Origin of the sequence: Shewanella sairae (assembly GCF_023283535.1) — a bacterium.
In the GTDB taxonomy this organism is placed as follows: Bacteria; Pseudomonadota; Gammaproteobacteria; order Enterobacterales; family Shewanellaceae; genus Shewanella; species Shewanella sairae.
Genome location: NZ_JAKILT010000117.1, coordinates 1 through 4,757, shown reverse-complemented (window position 1 = coordinate 4,757; position 4,757 = coordinate 1). Strand labels below are relative to the sequence as shown.

At 39.0% G+C, this 4,757-nt stretch carries 2 protein-coding genes and 2 pseudogenes; 3 read left to right on the top strand and 1 reads right to left on the bottom strand.

The genetic code is table 11. The annotated features are described in order from the left end of the window. Nucleotides 1-408 precede the first annotated feature (408 nt). From L2748_RS23095 to L2748_RS23085, 3 genes and pseudogenes are all read left to right on the top strand, one after another. Nucleotides 409-996 (top strand): Fic/DOC family protein, encoded by a 588-nt coding sequence (locus L2748_RS23095; protein ID WP_220783414.1) that lies wholly within the window; start codon nucleotides 409-411, stop codon nucleotides 994-996. Nucleotides 997-1,198: 202 nt separating this feature from the next. After that, nucleotides 1,199-1,654, top strand: coding sequence for a DUF417 family protein (locus L2748_RS23090; RefSeq protein WP_220783413.1), 456 nt, complete (start codon nucleotides 1,199-1,201; stop codon nucleotides 1,652-1,654). A 32-nt stretch (nucleotides 1,655-1,686) separates the two neighbouring features. Then, nucleotides 1,687-2,673 (top strand): annotated as a pseudogene (locus tag L2748_RS23085) (catalase family peroxidase). A 264-nt stretch (nucleotides 2,674-2,937) separates the two neighbouring features. Here the strand turns inward: L2748_RS23085 and L2748_RS23080 are convergent. Beyond that, nucleotides 2,938-4,460 (bottom strand): annotated as a pseudogene (locus L2748_RS23080) (ISNCY family transposase). Between the last annotated feature and the right edge of the window lie 297 nt (nucleotides 4,461-4,757).

Genomic DNA, 4,757 nt, shown 5'->3' with positions numbered 1-4,757 from the left:
TTCAGGCTCCTAGGTTCATCTGGTGATACAGATGGTCCACTCTATTAAGCGGTGGACAGCGCTTCATACGACCTCATGTCGCACGCCCCAAAATCATTTAGAGTAGTGACTCATTCACATCCTGTTAATGCGAGTTTGCCCTATAAAAAGTTATTCAATTTGACTTCAAACATTCAATTCAAGACTGTTTGGCCAATTAAGTTTGATAGTAAGTAGGTTGGCAGTTAAAATGATAATGTCAGACCCCTTAGTAGAGTAAGCTTATGAAGCACATCAAGGCTGAAGCGAACAGCTCCAAGACTAATCGTCAATTTGTTCCTAAAGCGAAAAACTTTAAAGTGAGCACGTCTTATGAAGGGCTTACTGCAAAAAGTAAACCTCAATCACTGGAAGCGTTAAAACGGCAATATGCGAGATAAGTACGGAGTCGCTCAGGATCATTATTGCTATCCTCACTCTAATACACTTATAAATTTACTTAATATTCGTGACAGCGAAAAACTGGATGAAGCTGAAGTCGCATTCTCTGAACATCGATATATCGAATATTCGAGTCTTGTCTTAGATTTAGAAGACTTCGATATAGCACACTTTAGACATCTTCATTGGGTGCTTTTTCAGGATATGTATGGATGGGCTGGAGAAGAACGTGATGTTGATATCAGTAAAGGTAACACGCGCTTTTGCCATTGCTCTTTTATTGAAAGAGAGCTTATACGGCAGCTAGAACGTATCCCCCAACTTCGTGAATGCTCAGATCGTATTGAATTTATTCGACTAGTCGCTGATATTTTTTGTGAAATTAATATCATCCATCCTTTTCGAGAAGGAAATGGTAGGGCCACCCGGTTTTTCTTTGAAGAGCTTGTTTTTGTGGCTGGATATGAACTTAATTGGCCTGAGATTTCAAAAGAACAATGGATTGAAGCCAACGTACAAGGATATCTTGGTGACGTGTCATTTCTAGAGCTTATTTTTGATATGGCAATCAGTTAAAGACCCTTCTATCTACCCAAAGTCCGCTCAGGCAACTGTTAAAGCTAGTCCTTTTCAACTCAAAAATGCCCCAAAACGTGTTTAAATCTACTTATACAATCATAACTATACCTAATGAGAGTCTCTGTTTTTTTATTTCAATGAAAGAAATTTTAGTCTAGTCCGGTCTAAGTCTGTGAAAATAATAAAAAAGGCTTATTTTATGAAACCATTTAGTGTTAGTTATGTGTTTGCCGTTGTGGGCATATCAGTTTTTTTGTTATGGCTAGGTATTTATAAGTTCACGTTAACTGAAGCGAAACTGATTGAACCCCTAATAGTTAATCACCCGTTAATAGGATGGGTATACCAATGGGTTTCTGTACAAATGGTTTCTAGCATCATTGGTACTATCGAAATTATTGTGGCAATTGCACTCTTAATAGGATTGAAGAATCAAGCGATAGGTTTTATTTCTGGGATTGCCGCGATGGGGATTTTCATTGTAACGTTGAGTTTTATCGTTACGACTCCTGATACGTGGAAAATGTCTGATGGCATACTCGTCACCAACTTTTTCTTACTTAAAGATTGGGTGTTCCTAGCGGTCGCAATGATGGTCGTAGAAACTAATCGTGAAATTATGGTGAACTGTTCAGTTATTAAGATTAAAAACTAGTAAAAAAACCAATTAAATCTAAAGGTAATTGTATGCGAAAAAAAATCTTACTACTCCAATTAAGTCTCTTATCTAGTTTTACTATCCTGAGTGCTTCAACGTTTGCAGCCGATAAAACATTCCCTGAATTAGTAGATGCTGTAAATGGAACTTTTGATGCAACTGCTCGCGAAGCGGGTAAAAAAGTAAAATTACGTAATCATGCAAAAGGTTTCTGCACATCAGGTACTTTTGTACCCGCTACAGCAGCTAATGCTATGTTTTCTATTCCCTTCCTTGCACAAAATGAAATTAATATCACCGCTCGTTTTTCTTTAGGTGGTACAAATCCCGATGCGTCTGATAAATCATCAGGCCGTTTTATGTCGCTTTAAATTGATGGTGATAAAGAAAGCTTAAATTTTGTTACAACCAATGCTGAAGTCTTTTTCGCGAGCGATTTAAACGAATTTTATCATTTCCAAACCAAAATTAAGCAAGGACCTGAAGGTAGGCAATGGCTTATAGATAACCAACCTAATGCTAAAGCGTTTTTGGAGTACACTAGTGCATTGCCAATTACCGGCAGCTTTGCAGGGAATCGCTACTTTGGTGTCAATAGCTTTATATTTACAACGAAAAATGGACAAACTGTACCAGGACGTTGGTTTTTTGAGCCGACCGATAGTGCAAAAGTATTAACTTCTTTAGAATTAAGTAAGCTCTCTGATGACTTTCTTCAAACCGAAATGTTATCGAGAATAAAAGCACAACCTGCAATATGGAAACTATACGTGCAACTAGCACAACCAGAAGATGAAATAAACGACCCTACGGCTCTATGGCCAACGTCACGTGAACGAGTATTGATTGGTCAGGTAATTATTGATGGACTAAGGGGTAGTGACTCAGCCGTAAAGCAATGCGGTGCGAGCATTTTTAACCCCGTTTTATTGCCACAAGGGATTTCACCATCAGCAGACCCTATTTTACACGCTCGAACGCCAGCCTATGTTGAATCACTCGTAAGAAGGTTCTAACGTATTGTTCAATTTCGATATAAGCCTGAGTTTCTAACGAAGTTTAGGCTTTTACTTATAATAGGAATATCTTGTTCTTTAACTAGGCTGTAATCGTTCACTCAGCGAGCACAAACCCACTTTACTTAAGATAGGCATTAGTAATACTAATGTGGAACGTGTGATTTAGAAAATAAGGTGTCATTACTAGGGGAAATTGACGGGATAAATACCAGTCAAAATTGTCGTAGTAGTACAGTCTACACCCACCATTAATAATTTGCATCACACATCGATATTCAATGCTTGCGATCTCTTGAGTCGGAGCGCCTTAGTATTAAGCTGTTCTCTCTTCCAAATGTTTTGAATAGTAGAGCTACTAACGCTGATGTCATGCTCTTGTTTGAGACTTTTCATTAGTTGCAAAGCATTGGTATGCGGATCTTTTAGTGTCAGTTCGATTATTTTGTTCTCTGTGCTTTCTGGGATACTATTTTTACTGCGCTTTAAGGGTTTATTGATCCGCTTTAAACCAATCGCCCCCTCAGTTTCTAATACCTGTTGGTAGGTATAAATACTTTGACGGGAACAACCGATAATCCTGGCTGCTTTAGCAATGTTACCCAATTGCTGAGCAAGCTCTACAGCCTCGATTTTTCGTTGAACTTCCATCCCATACTCATGAGTTTTTCGTGGTTCAACAAGCTCCGTGATATCTAGTCTACGGTGACCGAAATATGCTGAGAAGGTTCCATCAAACTGACAGCGGATTTCTACTTTCTGATTTTCTATGGAATAGCGAATCGGGGAGTCGATAACATACATTTTGTTGTCGAAGCTAAAGGTATGGTCACGTCGTATTGTGCGATATTCTTTCTGCACGCAAATCGCATTTAAGTCTAACTCTGGAGGTAATGGTTTGAAGGCAGAGCTAATCGTTTTGGATTGAACCGTGATATTTTTATCCCAATAGTTAGGAATAAACGTCCCTTGTAAGTAACTATTCGCAGCGTCCATATCTGTAATGCCATGCTGCCTGAGTTCGGGAACAAGACGGTCTTGAAAGGTATCGAAGGAACGTTCAATTCGTCCTTTTCCCTATGGAGAGTTAGCAAAGATAATTTCAATACCGAGCTCTTCACAGGCACGCTGCATTTGCGAAAAATTACTGCGTTTAGGGCCGCCAAAAATCCCGCCCTGTCGACATATAAGGTTTTAAAGATCCCGCGCTTTTCGATATAAGCTTTCATAACTCTCATACAGCCCTCAGTTGTTTCAGAAGGGAAAAACTCGGCATGTATATCACTGGTAGCGTCATCTACCATAGCGATTAAACAGGACTTTTCTTCCCCAAACCAGCGATGTGGGCTACCATCCATTTGAAGCATTAGACCTGGTGATTCCATACGTGGTCGGTACTTTCTGACACGGCTTCTGCGACGTTTAGCGCGTTTCACATGATGAATATCATGCGCCCACGAACGTAAGGTCTCACGCTTGATAGAAATGCCTTCATTCTTCTCCAGCAACTCAGCTAAGTGCTGTAAATTGAAATCGTAATACTTGGTTTGTATAAGATTTTGAACTTCTTCTTTAAGCGAGTTAGCAATTTTATTAACTGGAGAGCGGCCTTTATTACCATGAATAACAAATCGAATACCTTCTTTACGGTAGCGATTTAGATATCTTTCGACCGTCCTTCTAGACTTATTGAGCAGTGTAGTAGCACTAGTAATGCTGATCCTTCCATCGATAACCTTACAAATAATATCGACAGTGAATTGGGATTGGGAGTCCATGTAAAACATCCTTAGTGCCCTCTGAATTTTGAATTTATTTATTCAGAAGACACAAAAAAAGAGTTACGTCAATTTCCCTTGGTAGTTACAGCAATGACAAAGTTGCTTGGTAATTAAGATACGACAGAATTGCTTGGTGATCACAGATTTAGAAAATAAGGACTAAACGATTTCTGTCCAGATACGTCTTAGAGTGAACGCTCTAAGACGTTGCTGCCCCTTTGTCGTTTAGAGTTAAAATGTATTTGCATTCACTTACCTAATATTTACCCAAGGTAAGCTAATGCTATAAATATTTCATTTCTA

Excerpts from the sequence above, each read along its gene's own strand:
- L2748_RS23095 (WP_220783414.1), top strand. The coding sequence starts at position 409 with ATGCGAGATAAGTACGGAGTCGCTCAGGATCATTATTGCTATCCTCAC.
- L2748_RS23090 (WP_220783413.1), top strand. The coding sequence starts at position 1,199 with ATGAAACCATTTAGTGTTAGTTATGTGTTTGCCGTTGTGGGCATATCA.